The sequence below is a fragment of the Pantoea cypripedii genome (assembly GCF_011395035.1).
Lineage (GTDB): Bacteria > Pseudomonadota > Gammaproteobacteria > Enterobacterales > Enterobacteriaceae > Pantoea > Pantoea cypripedii_A.
Genome location: NZ_CP024768.1, coordinates 3,037,840 through 3,056,026, shown reverse-complemented (window position 1 = coordinate 3,056,026; position 18,187 = coordinate 3,037,840). Strand labels below are relative to the sequence as shown.

The 18,187-nt window shown below is 56.5% G+C and carries 20 protein-coding genes; 18 read left to right on the top strand and 2 right to left on the bottom strand.

Annotated elements, in window-relative coordinates; all coding sequences use genetic code 11:
* Positions 1-30: 30 nt before the first annotated feature.
* The 8 genes from CUN67_RS14220 to mlaA are packed head-to-tail and all read left to right on the top strand — an operon-like array spanning position 31 to position 6,461.
* A complete protein-coding gene (locus CUN67_RS14220; protein WP_208715955.1) occupies positions 31-771 on the top strand; it encodes a heme ABC transporter permease in 741 nt (246 codons plus the stop codon).
* Positions 768-1,001: a heme exporter protein CcmD gene (gene ccmD / locus CUN67_RS14215; RefSeq protein ID WP_021185134.1), complete on the top strand. Its 234-nt coding sequence runs from the start codon at positions 768-770 to the stop codon at positions 999-1,001. Before CUN67_RS14220 ends, ccmD begins: the two co-directional genes overlap by 4 nt.
* Positions 998-1,483 (top strand): cytochrome c maturation protein CcmE, encoded by a 486-nt coding sequence (gene ccmE, locus CUN67_RS14210; RefSeq protein ID WP_208715954.1) that lies wholly within the window; start codon positions 998-1,000, stop codon positions 1,481-1,483. Before ccmD ends, ccmE begins: the two co-directional genes overlap by 4 nt.
* Positions 1,480-3,438: a heme lyase CcmF/NrfE family subunit gene (locus CUN67_RS14205; protein ID WP_208715953.1), complete on the top strand. Its 1,959-nt coding sequence runs from the start codon at positions 1,480-1,482 to the stop codon at positions 3,436-3,438. Before ccmE ends, CUN67_RS14205 begins: the two co-directional genes overlap by 4 nt.
* Positions 3,435-3,992 (top strand): DsbE family thiol:disulfide interchange protein, encoded by a 558-nt coding sequence (locus CUN67_RS14200; protein WP_084876181.1) that lies wholly within the window; start codon positions 3,435-3,437, stop codon positions 3,990-3,992. The genes CUN67_RS14205 and CUN67_RS14200 overlap by 4 nt, the downstream gene beginning before the upstream one ends.
* The gene (locus CUN67_RS14195) at positions 3,989-4,444 is read left to right on the top strand and encodes a cytochrome c-type biogenesis protein (RefSeq protein WP_084876180.1); all 456 of its coding nucleotides are present in this window, start codon (positions 3,989-3,991) and stop codon (positions 4,442-4,444) included. Before CUN67_RS14200 ends, CUN67_RS14195 begins: the two co-directional genes overlap by 4 nt.
* Complete coding sequence (gene ccmI / locus CUN67_RS14190) at positions 4,444-5,658, top strand: c-type cytochrome biogenesis protein CcmI (RefSeq protein ID WP_208715952.1); 1,215 nt, start codon at positions 4,444-4,446, stop codon at positions 5,656-5,658. Before CUN67_RS14195 ends, ccmI begins: the two co-directional genes overlap by 1 nt.
* A 35-nt stretch (positions 5,659-5,693) precedes the next feature.
* Positions 5,694-6,461 (top strand): phospholipid-binding lipoprotein MlaA, encoded by a 768-nt coding sequence (gene mlaA, locus CUN67_RS14185; RefSeq protein ID WP_208715951.1) that lies wholly within the window; start codon positions 5,694-5,696, stop codon positions 6,459-6,461.
* 99 nt (positions 6,462-6,560) lie between these two features.
* On the opposite strand, the gene fadL is transcribed toward mlaA, so the two are convergent.
* A complete protein-coding gene (gene fadL / locus CUN67_RS14180) occupies positions 6,561-7,841 on the bottom strand; it encodes a long-chain fatty acid transporter FadL (protein ID WP_208715950.1) in 1,281 nt (426 codons plus the stop codon).
* 358 nt (positions 7,842-8,199) lie between these two features.
* Here fadL and CUN67_RS14175 point away from each other — a divergent pair, with 358 nt between their 5' ends.
* From CUN67_RS14175 to sixA, 4 genes are all read left to right on the top strand, one after another.
* Entirely contained in the window at positions 8,200-8,496 is a 297-nt protein-coding gene (locus tag CUN67_RS14175; protein WP_208715949.1) for a YfcZ/YiiS family protein, read from the top strand.
* A 171-nt stretch (positions 8,497-8,667) separates the two neighbouring features.
* Complete coding sequence (gene fadI / locus CUN67_RS14170) at positions 8,668-9,978, top strand: acetyl-CoA C-acyltransferase FadI (protein WP_208715948.1); 1,311 nt, start codon at positions 8,668-8,670, stop codon at positions 9,976-9,978.
* On the top strand, positions 9,978-12,107 hold the full coding sequence (gene fadJ / locus CUN67_RS14165; protein WP_208715947.1) for a fatty acid oxidation complex subunit alpha FadJ: 2,130 nt from the start codon (positions 9,978-9,980) through the stop codon (positions 12,105-12,107). The genes fadI and fadJ overlap by 1 nt, the downstream gene beginning before the upstream one ends.
* Before the next feature lie 195 nt (positions 12,108-12,302).
* On the top strand, positions 12,303-12,785 hold the full coding sequence (sixA, locus tag CUN67_RS14160) for a phosphohistidine phosphatase SixA (RefSeq protein ID WP_208717228.1): 483 nt from the start codon (positions 12,303-12,305) through the stop codon (positions 12,783-12,785).
* 34 nt (positions 12,786-12,819) lie between these two features.
* Here sixA and smrB read toward each other — a convergent pair whose 3' ends face one another.
* Complete coding sequence (gene smrB, locus CUN67_RS14155) at positions 12,820-13,368, bottom strand: endonuclease SmrB (RefSeq protein WP_208715946.1); 549 nt, start codon at positions 13,366-13,368, stop codon at positions 12,820-12,822.
* 159 nt (positions 13,369-13,527) lie between these two features.
* Between smrB and prmB the strand changes: the two genes are divergently transcribed.
* The 6 genes from prmB to CUN67_RS14125 all read left to right on the top strand — a co-directional run bounded on the left by prmB (position 13,528) and on the right by CUN67_RS14125 (position 18,177).
* Positions 13,528-14,460, top strand: coding sequence for a 50S ribosomal protein L3 N(5)-glutamine methyltransferase (gene prmB, locus CUN67_RS14150; RefSeq protein ID WP_208715945.1), 933 nt, complete (start codon positions 13,528-13,530; stop codon positions 14,458-14,460).
* Between the two features lie 38 nt (positions 14,461-14,498).
* Entirely contained in the window at positions 14,499-15,584 is a 1,086-nt protein-coding gene (gene aroC / locus CUN67_RS14145) for a chorismate synthase (protein ID WP_208715944.1), read from the top strand.
* 4 nt (positions 15,585-15,588) lie between these two features.
* Positions 15,589-16,413, top strand: coding sequence for a penicillin-insensitive murein endopeptidase (mepA, locus tag CUN67_RS14140; RefSeq protein WP_208717227.1), 825 nt, complete (start codon positions 15,589-15,591; stop codon positions 16,411-16,413).
* Between the two features lie 8 nt (positions 16,414-16,421).
* Complete coding sequence (locus tag CUN67_RS14135; RefSeq protein ID WP_208715943.1) at positions 16,422-17,219, top strand: sulfite exporter TauE/SafE family protein; 798 nt, start codon at positions 16,422-16,424, stop codon at positions 17,217-17,219.
* A gap of 67 nt (positions 17,220-17,286) precedes the next feature.
* A complete protein-coding gene (locus tag CUN67_RS14130) occupies positions 17,287-17,832 on the top strand; it encodes an elongation factor P hydroxylase (protein WP_208715942.1) in 546 nt (181 codons plus the stop codon).
* A gap of 63 nt (positions 17,833-17,895) precedes the next feature.
* Positions 17,896-18,177: a YfcL family protein gene (locus CUN67_RS14125; RefSeq protein WP_208715941.1), complete on the top strand. Its 282-nt coding sequence runs from the start codon at positions 17,896-17,898 to the stop codon at positions 18,175-18,177.
* Positions 18,178-18,187 lie beyond the last annotated feature (10 nt).

The following is an 18,187-nucleotide window of genomic DNA, read 5'->3' as shown; positions in this document are numbered from 1 at the left end:
ATCTCTCTTCTTATATTGTGAGCTATGCAAATGTGGAAATGGTTAAACCAGTGGGCAAAGCCTGAAAAGCTGTATCAGCTTTGTGGCCGCTTAATTCCCTGGTTCGCGGTACTGGGGGTTGCCACCTTGTTGCTGGGGTGGGCGTGGGGTTTTGGTTTTGCGCCCGCCGATTATCAGCAGGGTGACAGCTTCCGCATCATGTACATCCATGTACCCGCGGCAATGTGGTCAATGGGCGTGTATGCCTCCATGGCGATTGCGGCGTTTATCGGCCTGGTGTGGCAGATGAAGATGGCTGACCTGGTCTCGGCAGCGATGGCACCGGTTGGGGCGGTGTTTACCTTTATCGCGCTGGTCACCGGTTCCGCTTGGGGTAAACCGATGTGGGGTACCTGGTGGATTTGGGATGCGCGGCTGACCTCCGAACTGGTGCTGCTGTTCCTTTATATGGGAGTGATTGCGCTGTATCACGCCTTTGATGACCGCCGTACCGCGGGTCGCGCCGCCGGGATTCTGATTCTGGTTGGTGTGATTAACCTGCCAATCATCCACTTCTCGGTACAATGGTGGAACACCCTGCATCAGGGCTCGTCTGGCATCCTGCAACAGGATATTGCGCCAAGCATGCGTACCCCGCTGCGCTGGGCAATTCTCGGTTATCTGCTGGTTTTCGTCTCGCTGACGCTGATGCGCCTGCGCAACATGATTTTGTTTACCGAACGTCATCGTCCGTGGGCGATTGAGGTAGCACAGGGAGGGCGCAAATCATGACGCCAGCTTTCTCTTCCTGGCAGGATTTCTTTGCCATGGGCGGTTATGCCTTTTATGTCTGGCTCGCCGTCGTCTTCACGCTGATTCCGCTGATAGGTCTGGTGCTGCACACCGTGCTGTTTCGCCGCCGGTTACTGGCGGAGATTCGCCAGCGTCAATCCAGGGAGCGTCGCATCCGTGCGGCCAAATCGAAAAAAGCCGCCAGTGAAGCGGCAGGAGAATCCGTGTGAATATCCGTCGTCGTAACCGCCTGACTGTGGTGGTGGCGGTGCTGGTGGGCTTAGGCCTGGCCACCGCGTTGGTGATGTACGCGCTGCGTTCCAATATCGACCTGTTCTACACCCCGAGTGAAATTTTGTATGGCAAGGGCGAGGATCATCAGAAACCTGAGCCTGGTCAGCGTCTGCGCGTGGGGGGCATGGTGATGCCGGGAAGCGTGAAACGCGATCCGAAAACCCTTGCCGTGTCGTTCAAAATTTATGACGCCAACGGCGTGGTGAGCGTCAGCTACGAAGGCATCCTGCCGGACCTGTTCCGCGAAGGGCAGGGCATCGTGGCGCAGGGCGTGCTGGAAGACGGCAACCTGGTGAATGCTAAAGAAGTGCTGGCGAAGCACGATGAAAAATATACGCCACCGGAAATTCAGGACGCGATGAAGAAAAACCACAAAGGACCTGCGGCATCATATCAGCAGGCGGGTGCCCAATCATGATGCCAGAAATTGGCAGCTTTCTGCTCTGCCTGGCGCTGGGACTGGCGCTACTGTTAAGTGTTTATCCGCTATGGGGCGCAGTGCGCCAGGATGCGCGTCTGATGGCGCTGGCACGACCGCTGACCTGGGGCATGTTTGCCTGTATCGCGGCCGCGTTTCTGGTGCTGGTACACGCGTTTATCGTCAACGATTTCACCGTGGCCTATGTCGCCACCAACTCCAACACGCTGTTGCCGGTGTACTACCGCATCGCGGCGACCTGGGGCGCGCACGAAGGTTCGTTGCTGTTGTGGGTACTGTTGCTCAGCAGCTGGACGCTGGCCGTGGCGATTTTCAGCCGTGGCATGCCGCAGGATGCGCTGGCGCGCGTGCTGTCGGTGATGGGGATGATCAACCTTGGCTTTTTGCTGTTTATCACCCTGACATCCAACCCCTTTACCCGCACCTTGCCGAACTTCCCGATAGATGGCAACGATCTTAACCCGATGTTGCAGGATATCGGCCTGATCTTCCATCCGCCGCTGCTGTATATGGGTTATGTCGGTTTCTCGGTTGCTTTTGCCTTTGCCATTGCTTCGCTGATGGCGGGGCGACTGGATACCGCCTGGGCGCGCTGGTCACGTCCGTGGACCACCGCCGCCTGGGTATTCCTGACTATCGGCATCGTGCTTGGCTCGGCCTGGGCCTATTACGAGCTGGGCTGGGGTGGCTGGTGGTTCTGGGATCCGGTAGAAAACGCTTCCTTTATGCCGTGGCTGGCCGGTACTGCGCTGATGCACTCACTGGCGGTGACGGAAAAACGCGGCAGTTTCAAATCCTGGACGGTGCTGCTGGCGATCACGGCGTTCTCGCTCAGTCTGCTTGGTACGTTCCTCGTGCGTTCCGGCGTGCTGGTGTCGGTACACTCGTTTGCGTCCGATCCGGCGCGCGGTATGTTTATCCTCGCCTTCCTGGTGATCGTGATTGGCAGCTCGCTGCTGCTGTACGCGATTAAAGGGGGCCAGGTACGCAGCCGGGTGCAAAATGAAACCTGGTCGCGTGAGTCTTTCCTGCTCGGCAATAACGTCTTGTTGATCGCCGCCATGCTGGTGGTGCTGCTGGGAACCCTGTTGCCGCTGGTGCATAAGCAGCTGGGGCTGGGCAGCATTTCTGTCGGTGAACCCTTCTTTAATACGATGTTCACCTGGCTGATGGCGCCGTTCGCGCTGATGCTCGGCATTGGGCCGCTGGTGCGCTGGCGTCGTGACGAGCCGCAGAAGTTGTGGAAACGCCTGGGGATCGCGCTGCTGGTTACGCTGATCCTCTCTATCGCCCTGCCGTGGTTGTTGCAGGATCGCATTGAAGCAATGACGGTGATCGGGCTGCTGATGTCGATTTGGGTGATCCTTCTGACGCTGATGGAACTGCATGAACGCGCCACCCATCGTCACACCTTCTTTGCTGGTCTGCGTCATCTGACGCGCAGCCACTGGGGTATGGTGCTCGGCCATCTTGGTGTCGCGGTGACGGTGATTGGCATCGCCTTCAGCACCCAATACAGCGTGGAACGCGATGTGCGTATGAAGTCGGGCGATAATGTTGATATCCATAATTATCACTTCATTTTCCGCGATGTTCACAATCTGCAGGGGCCGAACTACAGCGGTGGCGTCGCCATTATCGACGTGACCCGTGATGGCAAACCGGAAGCGGTGCTGCATGCGGAAAAACGCTTCTATACGGCGGCGCGTACCATGATGACCGAAGCCGCGATCAGCGGTGGCTTTACCCGCGATCTCTACGCCGCGTTAGGAGAGGAACTGGATGACGGTTCCTGGGCGGTGCGTATTTACTACAAACCGTTCGTGCGCTGGATTTGGTTCGGCGGCGTGTTTATGGCGGTGGGTGGCCTGCTGTGTCTGCTCGATCCGCGTTATCGTTCGCGCAAAAAAGCGCCACGGGAGGAGCAGGCATGAACAAGAAGATCCTTTTTATTCCGCTGGTGTTGTTTCTGCTGCTGGCTGCGGCGCTGCTGTGGCAGCTGTCGCGCAATGCTAACGGTGACGACCCGACGTTGCTGGAATCTGCGCTGATCGGTAAACCGGTGCCGGTATTTAAGCTGGAAGCCCTCGACAAGCCGGGCAAAATTTACAGCCAGCAGGTTCTGACCGATGGCAAACCGATTCTGCTTAACGTCTGGGCCACCTGGTGCCCCACCTGTCGCGCTGAGCATGAATACCTCAACACCCTGGCGGAAAAAGGTATTCGCGTAGTCGGTCTTAATTATAAAGACGATCGCACCAAAGCCGTGACCTGGTTGAATACGCTGGGCAATCCCTATGCTCTCAGCCTGTATGACGGTGATGGGATGCTCGGTCTCGATTTGGGCGTCTATGGCGCGCCGGAAACCTTCCTGATTGATGGTAAAGGCATTATTCGCTACCGCCACGCGGGCGACATGAACGAACGCGTCTGGCAGCAGGAAGTGAAACCGCTGTGGGATAAATACAGCAAGGAGGCGGGCGCGTGAAACGGCTGCTTCTTTTGCTCGCGGGGGTGCTGCTGAGCACCAGCCTGTGGGCAGCCATCGATACTTACCAGTTCGATTCAGTACAGCAGGAGGAGCAGTACCGCGACCTGACGGGTTCGCTGCGCTGCCCGAAATGCCAGAACAACAGCATTGCCGATTCCAACGCGATGATTGCGGCGGATATGCGCCTGAAAGTCTATGAATTGATGAAGCAGGGGCAGAGCCGACAGCAAATCATCAATTACATGGTGGCGCGCTATGGCAACTTCGTGACCTATGAGCCACCGGTTACGCCATCGACCCTGATTTTGTGGGTTGGCCCGGCGCTGTTTGTGGTGCTGGGTGGCCTGATCATTATCCTGCGCAGTCGCCAGCGTAAAACGCGCAGCGAACTGGATGAAAACGAACAACAGCGCCTTGCGGCGATTTTGAAGCGTGACGGGAAGTCGTAATGAGTGGATTCTGGATTACCCTGATTATTTTGCTGGCTGCGGCCTGTGCGCTGTTTCTCAGCGCGGGCTGGCGTCAGCGCGAGGCCAGCAATGGTGACCGCGATCGTCTGAATACTGATTTTTATCAGCAACGCCTGCGTGAGCTGGAGCGTGACGAAGAGGAAGGCGTGGTGGCGGAGCGCCCGGAAATGGTGCGCGAGCTGCAGCAAACCTTGCTGACTGATGTTCCGCAACAGAATGAAGCGACGCGCAAACATCAAAGCAGCCGTTGGATCCTGTTGCCGGGTGTCGGATTGCTGGTGGTGGTGTCGCTGGGAATGTATCTGAAAACCGGTGGGTTGGCCCAGCTGGCGGGCTGGACGTCAGTGCAGGAGGAATATCCGGCGCTGCGTGCCCGCGTGATGGACCCGCAGGCCAAACCGCTGACCATGGAAGAACTGGCGCGTCTGCAGCTGGGGTTGCGCACTTCATTGCAGTCTGACCCACAAAACCTGAATGACTGGACCATGCTGGGCCGCCTCGGCATGGTGCTGAACAATGCCAGCGATGCCAGCCAGGCATTCGAACGGGCGTTACAGCTGGCTCCGAATAATCTGGAACTGCAACAGGATTACGCCGAGGTACTGACGCGTTCCAGCGATCCGCAGGATAATCGTCAGGCCAGCGTGTTGCTGCGTGACCTGCTGAAACGCGATCACAGCAACGTGCGTACCCTGAGTTTGCTGGCCTTTAACGCCTTCGAGCAGCAGCAGTATGACGAGGCGATTGGTGCCTGGCAGATGATGCTGAAACTGTTGCCGGCAGGGGATAAGCGTATCGCGATGATCGAGCGCAGTATTGAACAAGCGAAAACTGACGCGGGACAGCAAAATACGCATCTGGCATTGACGGTGAGTTTAAATCCGCAGGCAGAAAAAATGTTGCCGCAAGGCGGAGTGATGTATATTTCTGTTACTGACGGTGTATCACCGGTGCCTGTGGCTGTGAAGCGTTTTCCGCTCAGCCATTTCCCGTTATCGCTCACGCTGGATGACAGTAACGCTATGATGCCTGACCGTTTATTGTCGGCGCAGCATCAGGTGCAGATCCGGGTTCGTATTTCGCGCGATGGTAGCGCCAATCCTCAGTCTGGCGACTGGTTTGGTTTAAGCGCGGTTACCCCCTGGGATGGTCATCAGCAACTTGCTGTGGAAATTAATCAGCAGCAGCCCTGAAGCGATACACCATTTTCACGCACAGGGAGATAAGAATGAATTACCGCCTGACCGGTCTGGCGCTGGCCAGTGTAATGCTGGTGGGATGTGCCAGTTCCAAACCGGCTGACAACGACGTACCTGCGCAGCGCAGTGACCCGCTTGAAGGCTTTAACCGCACGATGTTTAACTTCAACTACAACGTGCTGGATCCTTATGTGGTGCGTCCGGTAGCGGTGGCCTGGCGTGATTACGTGCCAGTGCCGGCGCGTACCGGGCTGAGTAACTTCCTCGGCAACCTCGATGAACCGGCGAGCATGGTCAACGCCTTCCTGACCGGCGAGCCGCGTCGGGCGATGATCCACTTTACGCGCTTCTTCCTGAACACCACCTTAGGCCTGGGTGGTTTTATCGACGTTGCGGGTAAAGCGAACCCGGAGCTGGCGCGTGAAGAGCCCCATAAATTTGGTAGCACGCTGGGGCGCTACGGAGTCGGTTATGGTCCGTATGTGGAGCTGCCAGCTTATGGTAGCTTTACGCTGCGTCAGGATGGTGGGGATTACGTTGATACACTCTATCCGGTGTTAAGTTGGCTCACCTGGCCGATGTCGATCGGTAAATGGACGCTGGAAGGGGTGGAAACCCGCGCCCAGTTGCTCGATTCCGACGCTATCCTGCGTCAGCAGCAGGACCCTTATGCGTTTGTGCGTAATGCTTACTTCCAGCGTAACGACTTTCTCGCCAATGGCGGTAAGCTGAAGCCGGAAGAGAACCCGAACGCGAAAGCGATTCAGGGTGAGCTGAACGAGATTGATGCGGAATAAATAATAAGAAAGGCGGCTGATTCAGCCGCCTTTTTTTCAGGTCGCCATTAATGGCGACCCTACATCTGTAGGGTGCGCATTCATGCGCACCTGAACACATCAGAACTTATAGTTAAAGCCCGCCGCATACAGCATCGCTTTACCTTCAGATCTAAAGGTGTAATTACCTTCTTTGATGGTCACGTTCTGGCCGTGCATATAAGAAACACCCACATCCACTGACGCATCCTTATTGAAGGCATAAGACGCACCGGCGCTCAGCCACAGACGATCCTGGTCAGGAATGGAGATGGAGCGTTTATCGGCCGGAACCGGGCTGTCATCAAAGGCGATACCGCCACGGAAGGTCCAGTTATCATCGTAGAAGTAAGTGGTACCCAGCGCGATGCGGTAGGCATCGTGGAAGCCTTCATCTTTGTAGAACAGGGTCTGACCATTGTTAGTGGCTTTCAGCTCCTGGAACTGGCTCCAGCTGGTGTAGGTCAGGCTGTAGTGAACCGCCCATTGTGGTGCCACTTTATGCCAGCCAGACACTTCCCACATTTCCGGCAGATTCAACGTCAGAGAACCCGGAATAGTCGATCCACCGGTGGCATATGGCAGACCTAAACCCATTGCCTGGTTGATCGGGTTAACGTATGTCGGCAGGTTACTTTTATATTCGCCGTCGAAGTCGATTTTTACTTCAGAGCGATAGGTAAAGCCAAAGCGGTTATTTTTATCCACTTCATACAAAATACCGGCATTCCAGCCATAGCCCCATTCGTTGCCTTTCAGGCGGGCGATTTGTGTATCAGCAGGAATACCGAGTGCGGCACCCGATTCACCGGCGTAACGTTCGATTTTGGCTTTGGCATATACCGCATCAAAACCGACACCGAAACTGAAATGTTCATTCAGGCGATAAGCCGTGCTGAGGTTAAAGTTGCCGGTCGTCAGATCGGTAGTACCGCCATAACCGCCTGCGGTATAACCGTTATTAAATTCGGTTGCCAGTCCGTAGTTAGAGGTCACGGAAGCGCCCACCCACCATTGATCATTGATGGGATGAACGTAGTGGATATTGGGGATCCACTGATTAGGTGCGATATTTTTAGCATCAAGGCTGCGGCCGGTAGGGCTGGTGCCGCTGATATTTACGTCGGGATCAATATAAACCGCGCCGATGGAAAATTCAGGACGATCCATCAATGCCATGGTTGCCGGGTTACGGCTGGCGGAGGCGGCGGTATCCCCCATTGCTCCTTCACCAGAATATGCACGACCTAAACCAATTGCTGAAAATTCGTTAAGTTGAAAGCCCGCTGCGTAAACATGAGAAGAGACGAGCGCCACTGCAGCTGCCACAGCCGACTTTGCAAACAGGTTCTTATGGTTCATGACCACAACCTCATATGAATTATTATTGAACGTTGTTACATCGCGTAACAAGGGACGGCGGATTGTAGGGACTGACGACAAAGACACATATCAGACCAGTGCGACGAGTATAGGTCGGACCTGTGTCATTGTTGCAATAATGTTTTTAAAATATTTCCAGTTTGATCGATAAAATCAGATCTGCTTAACAAAATCTTTGCCATCAGCTTTCAGCATAGCGAGTCAAATTTGTTCTGGATCAATTTATAGTGTGATATTCGTCACTTAGCAGGCTGTGCGTGGCGATGGTGGGGTATCAGGCGTACACTTTGAGGCAGAAATAATCCCTTTTTGTCTGTTTTATCATCAGGAGAAGACGATGACTGATGCCATTAAAAACTGTAGTGCGAACGAGACAGCAGCCTGCTGCTGTGTGGATGTTGGCACCGTCATGGATAACACCGACTGCGCTGCAAGCTGGTCCGGCTTGTTTGCTGACCGCCACGCGGCGGAAGCGATGCTCAAACATTTAACTGATCGGGCGCGCCAGGTCGAATCCGATCCCTGCGATATCCGCTCACGCTTTGTTGAAGAAGCCGCCGGTGTGCGCCTGAATATTGATTTCACCTTTGCCTGCCAGGCAGAAGCACTGATCTTCCAGCTCGGCCTGCGTTAATCCTCCCTCGTCTGCCGGACACCGTTCCGGCAGCGTTTTTCAATTTCGTGTTTCTCCTCGCACTTTTTCTCTCTGCATATTGGCGACTTACACGCTCCTGGTTAACACTGATGATCAGGTCAGACCTCTTTGGGCAATGACGCCCCGGTCAAATAGCACAGGTGACAGTTGATGAGCAAAGCGCAGCCGCTGCTGACGCGTCAGGGCGAACGCATCGCCATAACCCACGGACTCCGTACTCCTTTTGCCCGCCAGGCGAGTGACTTCCATGGCATTCCGGCGCTGGAACTGGGGCGCATGGTGGTGAGTGAACTCATGGCGCGCAGTGAACTGCCGATAGACGTCATCGATCAATTGGTGTTTGGCCAGGTGGTGCAGATGCCGGAGGCCCCGAATATCGCCCGTGAAATCGTGCTGAGCAGCGGCCTGAGTGTGCACACCGATGCTTACAGCGTCAGCCGTGCCTGCGCCACCAGCTTCCAGGCGGTGGCGAATGTGGCGGAAAGCCTGATGGCGGGCAGCATCGATGCCGGGATTGCTGGCGGGGCTGATTCCTCATCCGTGTTGCCGATTGGTGTCAGCAAAACCCTGGCGCGGGCGCTGGTTGATCTCAACAAGGCACGCCGCTTCAGCCAGAAATTACAGATTCTGCGTCGCCTGCGTCCGCGTGACCTGCTGCCGGTGCCACCTGCCGTCGCGGAGTACTCCACCGGCCTGCGCATGGGCGACACTGCGGAGCAGATGGCAAAATCGCACGGCATCACCCGTGAACAACAGGATGCGTTAGCGCTGCGTTCACACCAGCGTGCGGCGCGCGCCTGGGAATCGGGGGTGCTGGCGCAGGAAGTGATGCCCGCCTTTGTGCCACCGTGGAAAGCACCGGTCGAGCAGGACAACAACGTGCGTTTCAACGCCAGTGCGGCGGATTATGCCCGGTTACGTCCGGCATTTGATCGTCGCCACGGCACGGTGACCGCGGCCAACAGCACGCCATTAACCGATGGTGCGGCGGCGGTGATCCTGATGCGTGAAGGCCGCGCCCGCGAGCTGGGCATCACGCCGCTGGGCTATCTGCGCAGCTATGCCTTTAGCGCTATTGATGTCTGGCAGGATATGCTGTTGGGACCGGCGTATGCCTCGCCGCTGGCACTGGAGCGCGCAGGCGTTAGCCTGAGCGACCTGACCTTAATTGATATGCACGAAGCCTTTGCGGCACAGACGCTGGCAAATCTGAAAATGTTCAATGATGAGCGTTTTGCGCGTGAGGTGCTGAACCGCCCACACGCCCTCGGCGAAGTAAATGAAGAACGATTCAACGTGCTGGGCGGCTCGATCGCTTATGGGCATCCTTTTGCCGCCACCGGTGCGCGTATGATCACCCAGACTTTACAGGAACTGCGGCGGCGCGGTGGCGGGCTGGGCCTGGTCACCGCCTGTGCAGCGGGTGGATTAGGGACAGCGATGGTACTGGAGGCCGAATAATGAGTGATTCCGCATTCCACCTGCACATGCGCCTCGACCATATCGGTGTGATCACCATCGATGTACCGGGTGAAAAGATGAACACCCTGAAGGCGGAGTTTGTGCCGCAGATTATGGCGGTGCTGGCTGAAGCGCGGCGCGATCCGCAGCTGGCGGGGCTGGTGTTAATCTCCTGCAAACGCGATAACTTTATCGCCGGGGCGGATATCAGCATGATTGACAGATGTACGACTGCCGAAGAAGCCGAGGCCCTGGCACGCCAGGGGCAGGAAGTGATGGCGATCATTGCCGCGCTGCCTTTCCCGGTGGTGGCGGCGATTCACGGTGCCTGTCTCGGCGGTGGCCTGGAACTGGCGCTGGCATGCGACGCGCGTATCTGTTCGCTCGATGACAAAACCCGTCTTGGCCTGCCGGAAGTCCAGCTGGGCTTATTGCCGGGCTCCGGAGGCACGCAACGGCTGCCACGGTTGATTGGGGTGCAGCAGGCGCTGCCATTGATCCTGACCGGCAAACAGCTGCGGGCAAAGCAGGCATTGAAACTGGGGATAGTGGATGATGCGGTGCCGCAATCCATTCTGCTGGAAACGGCCGTTGCGCGGGTATTGCAGGGTAAAAAGACTTTGCGAACGCTGCCGTGCCGCGACCGCCTGATGCAGGGGCCGATCGCCAGACATCTGTTGTTCGCGCTGGCAAAACGTCAAACCGACAGCAAAACCCACGGCAACTATCCGGCTGCCGATCGTATTTTGCAGGTGGTGCGCACCGGGCTGGAGCAGGGCAGCAGTGCCGGCCATGAAGCCGAAGCGCGTGCTTTTGGTCAACTGGCGATGACCAGTGAATCCGCCGCGCTACGTGGCCTGTTCTTTGCCTCCACGGCGATGAAGAAAGAAGCCTTTGCCGATGCCGCTCCGCATGAGTTAACGCATATCGGCGTATTAGGTGGCGGTCTGATGGGCGGGGGTATCGCCAGCGTGACGGCGCTCAATGCCGGATTGCCGGTACGTATCCGCGATATCAATCTCAGCGGCATCAACCATGCGTTGCAGTACAGTTGGGATCGGCTGACGCAGCGGCTGAAGCGGCGGCAGATCAATGCTGCCCAGCGTCAGCAGCAGATGGCGTTGATCAGTGGCAGCCAGGATTATCAGGGCTTCGCCCGGCGCGATCTGGTGATTGAGGCGGTATTTGAAGATTTGGCGCTGAAGCAGCAAATGGTGGCAGAAATTGAGTCCCATTGTCAGCCGCATACCGTTTTTGCTTCCAACACCTCATCGCTGCCGATTAGCGCTATTGCGGCCAATGCGCAGCGCCCGGAAAACGTTATCGGCCTGCATTTCTTCAGCCCGGTGGATAAAATGCCGCTGGTGGAGGTGATTCCCCATAGTGGCACCTCGGCGCAGACGCTGGCGACTACGGTGCAACTGGCACGTGAGCTGGGTAAAACCGCGGTGGTGGTGGCGGACCAGCCGGGTTTCTACGTCAACCGCATTCTTGCGCCCTATATAAATGAAGCGATACGTTGCCTGCTGGAAGGTGAGCCGATTGAGCATATTGATCGTGCGCTGGTGAAGTTCGGTTTTCCGGTGGGTCCGTTACAACTGCTGGATGAAGTGGGTATCGACGTCGGCAGTAAAATCAGCCCGATTTTGCAACAGGCATATGGTGAACGTTTCAGCGCCCCGGAAGCGGTTGGGAAGATTCTCGCCGACGATCGCAAAGGGCGTAAGAACGGCAAAGGTTTCTATTTATACCTGCGCAGCCGCTGGCCGACGAAGCGGAAAGCCGATGTGTCGATTTACCGTTTGCTGGGGATTAAACCGCAGGCGCAGCAGAGCGAGCTGCAAATTGCAACGCGCTGCGTGATGATGATGCTGAACGAGGCCGCGCGCTGTCTGGATGAAGGGGTGATCCGTAGCGCGCGCGACGGTGATATTGCTGCCGTGTTCGGTATCGGTTTTCCCCCCTTTCTTGGCGGGCCTTTCCATTATATGGATCAACGCGGGGCCGGGGAGATGGTCAATACATTAAATGCTTTAATGCAGCGTCATGGCGATCGTTTCACCCCTTGTGACGCCCTGATGACGGCGCTACAACAACAAACGAAATTTTACATTTCTGCACAAATTTGAATAGGCTTACAGATTCAGCGGGTTAGATAGCATGCTAAGAAATGGCTTATGCAGCAGCATTCCGAGATATGCTTATTTAATAAACAACCGGTTGACTATACTGAAGCCATTGCGGTAAAACACAGCGTTCATTCGCAGAATGAAGCGTCTGGTGCTGTGGTACCGGACGATATCGACAAACAACAGCGGTGCTTTATGCAAGTTTTTATCATGCGTCATGGCGATGCGGCTCTGGAAGCAGCAAGTGATTCAGTCAGGCCACTCACGATTTGTGGATGTGACGAATCACGCCAGATGGCGAGCTGGCTTAACGGCCAGGCGCTGGATATCGAACGGGTGCTGGTCAGCCCCTATCTGCGTGCCGGGCAAACCCTCGCAACGGTACGCGAAGCTCTGCCTCTGCCGGCAGAGCAGGACGTGTTGCCAGAGCTGACGCCAGGGGGCGATCCGGGGCTGGTGGCCTGCTATTTGCAGACGCTGGCGAACGAAGGGGTGAAATCGGTACTGGTGATTTCGCATCTGCCGCTGGTGGGATATCTGGTTTCTGAACTCTGCCCGCAGGAAACACCACCGATGTTTGCTACCTCGGCGATTGCCTGCGTCAATTTTGACCCGGCAGCCTGTGAAGGTAAGCTGGAGTGGCAGGTCAGTCCATCCAAACTGGCTAAAGCGATGTAATCCCGCCGTGGGCCGCTGGTGCGGCCCTGATTCTTTATGGCAGCTCTGGCGGTTGCCACTCTTCAACTTCAATCAGCACCAGTAACGCGGCGTCGCCGCCAAACATTTTCGGTGCCTGATGAAATGCCATCACCCACGGATGTTGTGCCAGCCACAGCGGCGTTTGCTGCTTGAGGATGTGTTTGCCGTGGCCGGTCATCACGCTGGCGCAAAACAGATGCTCACGACGACAGGCGGCAATCAGCGCGCCCAGTTCCTGCTTGGCCTGCATCTGGGTTAAGCCGTGCAGATCGAGAAAAATTTCCGGGGTATAGTCGCCGCGCCGCAGTTTTTTCAGCTCATAATGGCTGACATCCGCGCGCACGTAGCGCATCGGACCGTCACTGGACAGCAGAGGCTGAAACTCATCAGAGAAGTAATGGCTGTTGTCGGCCTGCTCGGAAAGCAACCTTTTCAACGGGACTTCGCGTGTTTTCACCACCGGTTTATGCACGATGGTGTCCTGTTTCATTTTGCGCGTTCCGCTCATTAACTGGCGAAACAGCGCCTGATCGTCCTGGCTTAGCGGCGTCTTCTTACTCATGTCTCAATAAATATCATCAGAAATGGCGGGGGAACCCGATGCCATACCTTACCTTTAAGTGTTAACTAATGTCAGCTTTTTCACCTTGCCGCGCTGAATTCTGCCCGGCTTCGTGGCAAACTATCGGCCGATTGATTTTATGGCCTGCTGGAGGGCTACGTGGACAAAATTTTCGTCGATGAGGCAGTCAATGAACTGCACACCATTCAGGATATGCTGCGCTGGGCTGTCAGCCGTTTCTCTGCGGCCGGTATCTGGTATGGCCACGGCACAGACAACCCCTGGGACGAAGCGGTACAACTGGTCCTGCCCACCCTCTGGCTGCCGCTTGATATCCCGGAAGACATGCGCCATGCGCGCCTGACGGCCAGCGAACGTCATCGCATCGTGGAGCGTGTGATTCGCCGCGTGAACGAGCGCATTCCGGTAGCGTATCTCACCAATAAAGCCTGGTTCTGCGGCCACGAATTTTATGTTGATGAGCGCGTGCTGGTGCCGCGTTCACCGATTGGTGAATTGATTGAAAACCGTTTCGCCGGGCTGATTAGCGATAATCCTGCGCATATTCTCGACATGTGTACCGGCAGCGGTTGCATCGCCATCGCCTGTGCTTATGCTTTCCCGGAAGCCGAAGTGGACGCGGTGGATATCTCCACTGACGCGCTGGCGGTGGCGGAACGTAATATTGAAGAACACGGTTTGCTTAATCATGTGACGCCGATCCGTGCCGATCTGTTCCGTGGTCTGCCGGGCGTGAAATACGATCTGATCGTCACCAACCCGCCGTACGTCGATGCGGAAGATATGGACGATCTGCCGGGTGAATATCGCCACGAGCCGGAGCTGGGCCTGGCGGCAGGCAGCGATGGCCTGAAGCTGGTGCGCCGCATCCTCGCCTGCGCGCCGGATTACCTGAGCGAGCAGGGCGTATTGATTTGTGAAGTGGGTAACAGCATGGTGCATATGATCGAGCAATATCCCGATGTGCCCTTTACCTGGCTGGAGTTTGACAACGGTGGCGACGGCGTATTTATGCTGACCCGTCAGCAGATCGTTGATGCTCAGCATCACTTCTCTTTCTACAAAGACTAAAAACGAGGGCGAATATTCGCCCGCAACAAGGAATTAGCATGGCCGGAAACAGCATCGGACAATTTTTTCGCGTTACCACTTTTGGCGAGTCGCACGGTATTGCGCTGGGCTGCATTGTTGATGGCGTGCCCCCCGGCATTCCACTGACCGAAGCGGACATTCAGCACGATCTGGATCGTCGTCGTCCTGGTACGTCACGCTATACCACGCAGCGTCGTGAGCCGGACCAGGTGAAAATTTTGTCTGGTGTGTTTGAAGGCGTCACCACCGGGACGTCAATTGGTCTGCTGATTGAGAACACCGACCAGCGTTCACAGGACTACAGCGCCATTAAAGACCTGTTCCGTCCTGGCCATGCGGATTACACCTACGAACAAAAATATGGCCTGCGCGATTACCGTGGTGGTGGCCGTTCTTCGGCGCGCGAAACGGCGATGCGTGTGGCGGCGGGTGCCATCGCGAAAAAATACCTGCAGATGAAGCACGGTATTCAGGTACGTGGCTATCTGGCACAGATTGGCGATGTGGCCTGCGAGCTGAAGGACTGGAGCATCGTGGAAGAAAACCCGTTCTTCTGCCCGGATGCTGACAAACTGGAAGCGCTGGATGAACTGATGCGCGCGCTGAAAAAAGAAGGCGATTCCATCGGTGCCAAAGTGACGGTGATGGCGGAAAACGTGCCACCGGGTCTGGGCGAGCCGGTATTTGATCGCCTGGATGCGGATCTGGCGCACGCGCTGATGAGCATCAATGCGGTGAAAGGGGTGGAAATTGGCGACGGCTTCGCGGTGGTTAACCAGCGTGGCAGCCAGCATCGTGATGAAATCCGCGCCAATGGTTTCCAGAGCAACCATGCGGGCGGCATTCTCGGCGGTATCAGTAGTGGCCAGACCATCAGCGCCAACCTGGCGATGAAACCGACCTCAAGCATCACCGTGCCGGGCAAAACCATCACCCGCGATGGCGAAGAAGTTGAGATGATTACCAAAGGTCGTCACGATCCTTGCGTAGGTATCCGTGCAGTGCCGATTGCCGAAGCGATGATGGCGATCGTGCTGATGGATCACCTGCTGCGCCAGCGGGCGCAGTGTGCTGATGTTCATTCCACTGTTCCGCGCTGGTAAATCGATGCATCGCTTGCTGCTGACTCTCGCCGCGCTGCTGTGCAGTGCGGTTGCCGGGGCTGCCACGCCCTGGCAGCAAATTTATCAACCGATTAGCGGTGCGCCGCAGTCGATTGGCAGCTTTGCCAATGGCTGTATCGTCGGTGCTGCGCAATTACCGCTGAATTCACCCAATTACCAGGTGATGCGCCAGGATCAGCGGCGTTATTACGGCCACCCGGATCTGATCGCCTTTATACAGCGTCTCAGTACCCAGGTGCACCAGCTGCAACTGGGGCAGGTGCTGATTGGCGATATGGGAATGGCGGCGGGAGGGCGCTTCAGCAGCGGTCACGCCAGCCACCAGACCGGGCTGGATGTCGATATCTGGCTGCAACTGCCGCAAAGCCGCTGGACGGCGCAACAATTGCTGAAACCGCAGCCACTCGATCTGGTCGCTCCCGACGGTAAACAGGTCGTGGCGCGCCACTGGCAGCCGCAGATTGATAGCCTGATCAAACTGGCGGCGAAAGATGATGAAGTGACGCGTATCTTCGTCAATCCGGCGATTAAAAAGCAGCTTTGTGCCGACGCGGGTAGCGATCGTGCCTGGCTGAATAAAGTGCGTCCGTGGTTTGCCCATCGTGCGCATATGCATGTCCGTCTGCGTTGCCCGCCAGGTAGCCTGGAGTGCCAGGATCAGGCTCCTCCGCCGCCAGGTGATGGCTGTGGTGCTGAGCTGAACAGCTGGTTCCTGCCGAAGCAACCTGGCAGCACGCCACCGGTTAAAAAAGAACCGCCGCCGTTGCCACCTTCTTGTCAGGCGTTGCTTGATAAACATCTTCTGTAGGAATAGCCATGGAATGGTTCGTTGCCAGCCCTTTGGCGCTGGTCGTGTTGTTTGGTGTGTCGGTTCTGGCCGCATTTATTGATTCCATCGCCGGTGGCGGTGGCCTGCTTACCCTGCCGTCGCTGCTGGCGGCAGGACTCTCTCCCGCTCAGGCGTTAGCGACCAATAAACTGCAATCGGTCGGCGGATCTTTCTCCGCCAGCCTGTATTTTGTGCGGCGCGGCGCGGTGAAGTTGCATGCACAGCGACTAAATATCGCCATGACCTTTATCGGTGCGGTGTGCGGTGCGGTGCTGATTCAGCATATGCATGCTGACGTATTACGCCAGATGCTGCCGCTGCTGCTGATCGGTATTGGGCTGTGGTTCCTGCTGATGCCGCGCATCGGCGAGCAGGATCGCGCGCAGCGCCTGCACGGCCTGGCCTACGCCCTGGTGGGTGGCGGTTGCGTCGGTTTTTACGATGGCTTCTTTGGCCCCGGTGCCGGGTCGTTTTATGCGCTGGCTTTCGTCACCTTATGCGGCTTCAACCTGGCAAAGGCTACCGCGCACGCCAAAATCCTCAACTTCACCTCCAACTTTGGTAGCCTGCTGTTTTTTATGTTTGGCGGCAAAGTGGTGTGGGGCACCGGGCTTATCATGCTGCTGGGTGCGTTTTGTGGTGCCAGGCTCGGCGCGCGCCTGGTGCTGAGCCGTGGACAGAAACTGATCCGCCCGATGGTGGTGACGGTGTCAGCGGTGATGAGCGCCAAACTGTTATGGGATAGCCACGGCAGCGCGCTGCTGGCATGGATGGCCACCCTGTGATCAAACACTCGTCAATACCGGCGCCCGATGCGACAATGACGCCGGTTTTCAACAGAACAATGACATCATGAGTACAACACATCATTACGAGCAGCTGATTAGCGTGTTCGATAGCTGCTTTCAGGATGAGTTTCAGACGCGTCTAATTAAAGGCGACGATGAACCCATCTATCTTCCCGCTGATGAGACTTCGCCGTGGCATCGTGTGGTGTTTGCTCACGGCTTTTATGCCAGTGGATTGCATGAAATTTCTCACTGGTGCATCGCGGGTGCCGAGCGGCGCAAGCTGGTGGATTTTGGTTACTGGTATTGCCCGGATGGGCGCGATGCGCAGACGCAAAGCCAGTTTGAATCGGTAGAGATCAAGCCGCAGGCGCTGGAGTGGTTGTTTTGTGTGGCGGCGGGCTTTCCCTTCAACGTAAGTTGTGACAATCTCGAAGGAGATTGTGAGCCAGATCGCATCGCGTTTCAGCGTAAGGTGCATGCCCAGGTGATGGCCTACCTTGAACAAGGCATCCCGGCACGTCCGGCGCGTTTTATTCAGGCTTTAACCGATTATTACGGTACGCCTGCGCTGACGGCAGCACACTTTCCCTGGCCGGAAGATCTGTGATCAAAAATGCGTAGCAACGCGATTTATCGCGCCGCTACAACTGAACAGCATATGAGGATAAAGATGATCGTAGAGTTTGAGTCACGCATTCTGGCGCTGATTGACGATATGGTGGACCACGCCAGTGACGACGAGCTTTTTGCGGGCGGTTATCTGCGCGGACATCTGACGCTGGCAGTGGCGGAAATTGAGCAAACCGGTGAACACACACCGGAAGCGTTGCAGCTTCAGGTGACCAACAGCCTGCAAAAGGCCATCGCGGCGGGTGAACTGTCACCGCGTGACCAGGTGCTGGTGGTCGGCATGTGGGATAATCTGTTTAACCAGGCGCGCAAGTCTGCCTGATGAATCGGGG

Bases quoted from the DNA above. Each gene is read 5' to 3' on its own strand.
- CUN67_RS14220 (WP_208715955.1), top strand. From the start codon at position 31: ATGTGGAAATGGTTAAACCAGTGGGCAAAGCCTGAAAAGCTGTATCAG.
- ccmD (WP_021185134.1), top strand. From the start codon at position 768: ATGACGCCAGCTTTCTCTTCCTGGCAGGATTTCTTTGCCATGGGCGGT.
- CUN67_RS14205 (WP_208715953.1), top strand. From the start codon at position 1,480: ATGATGCCAGAAATTGGCAGCTTTCTGCTCTGCCTGGCGCTGGGACTG.
- CUN67_RS14200 (WP_084876181.1), top strand. From the start codon at position 3,435: ATGAACAAGAAGATCCTTTTTATTCCGCTGGTGTTGTTTCTGCTGCTG.
- ccmI (WP_208715952.1), top strand. From the start codon at position 4,444: ATGAGTGGATTCTGGATTACCCTGATTATTTTGCTGGCTGCGGCCTGT.
- mlaA (WP_208715951.1), top strand. From the start codon at position 5,694: ATGAATTACCGCCTGACCGGTCTGGCGCTGGCCAGTGTAATGCTGGTG.
- fadL (WP_208715950.1), bottom strand. From the start codon at position 7,841: ATGAACCATAAGAACCTGTTTGCAAAGTCGGCTGTGGCAGCTGCAGTG.
- CUN67_RS14175 (WP_208715949.1), top strand. From the start codon at position 8,200: ATGACTGATGCCATTAAAAACTGTAGTGCGAACGAGACAGCAGCCTGC.
- fadI (WP_208715948.1), top strand. From the start codon at position 8,668: ATGAGCAAAGCGCAGCCGCTGCTGACGCGTCAGGGCGAACGCATCGCC.
- fadJ (WP_208715947.1), top strand. From the start codon at position 9,978: ATGAGTGATTCCGCATTCCACCTGCACATGCGCCTCGACCATATCGGT.
- sixA (WP_208717228.1), top strand. From the start codon at position 12,303: ATGCAAGTTTTTATCATGCGTCATGGCGATGCGGCTCTGGAAGCAGCA.
- smrB (WP_208715946.1), bottom strand. From the start codon at position 13,368: ATGAGTAAGAAGACGCCGCTAAGCCAGGACGATCAGGCGCTGTTTCGC.
- aroC (WP_208715944.1), top strand. From the start codon at position 14,499: ATGGCCGGAAACAGCATCGGACAATTTTTTCGCGTTACCACTTTTGGC.
- mepA (WP_208717227.1), top strand. From the start codon at position 15,589: ATGCATCGCTTGCTGCTGACTCTCGCCGCGCTGCTGTGCAGTGCGGTT.
- CUN67_RS14135 (WP_208715943.1), top strand. From the start codon at position 16,422: ATGGAATGGTTCGTTGCCAGCCCTTTGGCGCTGGTCGTGTTGTTTGGT.
- CUN67_RS14130 (WP_208715942.1), top strand. From the start codon at position 17,287: ATGAGTACAACACATCATTACGAGCAGCTGATTAGCGTGTTCGATAGC.
- CUN67_RS14125 (WP_208715941.1), top strand. From the start codon at position 17,896: ATGATCGTAGAGTTTGAGTCACGCATTCTGGCGCTGATTGACGATATG.